Source organism: Nocardia pseudovaccinii NBRC 100343, from assembly GCF_001613225.1.
GTDB lineage: Bacteria > Actinomycetota > Actinomycetes > Mycobacteriales > Mycobacteriaceae > Nocardia > Nocardia pseudovaccinii.
On record NZ_BDBY01000312.1, the window covers coordinates 1 to 1,716 of the forward strand.

At 69.5% G+C, this 1,716-nt stretch carries 1 pseudogene; it reads left to right on the forward strand.

From position 1 onward, the window contains the following. Window positions 1-29: 29 nt before the first annotated feature. Window positions 30-1,716, forward strand: a pseudogene (locus tag NP3_RS36270) (hypothetical protein); the annotation flags it as partial.

Genomic DNA, 1,716 nt, shown 5'->3' on the forward strand with positions numbered 1-1,716 from the left:
GGCGCGCGCATCGCGGCCAGGTGTACGTGATGATCACGCGGGGCCGATCGGCGAACCACGTCTACGTCGAGACCGGGTTGGATCCGGCTGGGCCTGCGGCCTACACGATCGATGCGGCGCGGCCGCCGACCTACCTCGATGTCTTGACCGAGGTGCTGAATCGTCAGGGCGGCCAGGTCTCGTCGACCACGGCGGAACGGGAAGCTCGGGATCCGCGCAGCCAGTTGCGGCACGCGGCCGGTGCCTACGCCGACTCGATCGCCGTGGTCGCCGACCATCTTTTCGGCGCGCGGACGCGCGCGGACATCGACGCGGCCGCCGAGCGCCTGGTTCCCGGTCTCATCGACGAACCCGCTTATCCCACACTGCGCCAACGCCTTTCACTGCGGGCTGCTCAAGGTGATGATCCGGTGGCGGTCCTGACCGACGCGGTGGCCGCGCGGGAGCTCGATACCGCGCACGATCGGGCGGCGGTGCTGGACTGGCGCATCGGCGATCGGGTCGGGCGTGGGCCGCTGCCGTGGCTGCCGACCGTGCCCGCCGCGCTGCTCGACGACCCGACGTACGCGACAGCGTTGCAGGCGCGCGAGGGCCAGGTGCGGGCCTTGGCTGCGGAGGTCACCGAGCAGGCGCGAGCCTGGACGGAAAAGACGGCGCCGATGTGGGCGAAGCCGTTGGTCGGCATCGACGCGCGGTTGCTCGGGGAGCTCGCGGTGTGGCGGGCCGCGCGTGGGATCGCTGACAACGACCGCCGACGCACCGGTCCGGTGGTGCGGGAGGTCACCGCACGCGGTGTGCAGGTGGATCTCGACCGGCGCGCGGGCGCTGTGCTCGGCGACCAGGCCCACGACGTGCGTCGCTGGAAACCACTGATCGAACAGGCAGATCCGAAGATCACTACTGACCCTTATTGGCCTGTGCTCGCCGCGGAGTTGTCGCGGGCGGCGGGGTCCGGTGTGGATGTGCCGGCGGCGGTGCGGACCGCTGTCGACGAGCGGGTGTTGCCGGTCGATCAGCCTGCCGCGGCGCTGCGGTGGCGTCTAGCGCCGGTGCTAGACGAGCACAGCGACGATGAGACCAGCGCGTTCGGTGCGGTGCTCGACGAGCTGCGTGGTAACCAGCTGCGGCGGATGTCGGACATCGAGTTGGCGGGACGTGTCGAGCAGCTGCGCAACCAGGTGATGATCGACCACACCGACCCCGCATTGGTCGGCGATAAAACCGGCCAGGCTGCCGCCGAGGCCCAAAAGGCCCAGCAGCGCCGAGCCGGGCAAGCCGCCGCGATTCGCTGCGTGCAAATGCTCGACGACGAACTCGTTGAGCTGAGGCAGGAGCGGTACCGGATCGGAGTTGCGCTGCAGGCAGCGCGGCGGCGCCTTCATGAGGCCGACAAGTGGCAGGTCCTCGTTCGCCGCAAGGCCACCAACCGGATCGCCGCGCTGGAGAAGGAACTCGAGGAGCACGACAAGCTCCAGGACCCTGTGCAGAAAGCTGCCGATGCCGTCGCGGTGGAAATAGTTGAGCCGAAACATCGCTGGTCGCAGGTTCTCGCCGAGTCAGACGATCCCCAACGCCAGGCCGACGAGCTCGACGCCGCCGACGAGCTCGACCGCAAGTACGCCGCCGAACGCGCCGAGGCGATCGTCCACGCCGACAGCAGCAACGCCGAACTGGACGCCGCACTCGACGAACAGCAGCGCCGCATCGAGCAGGCAG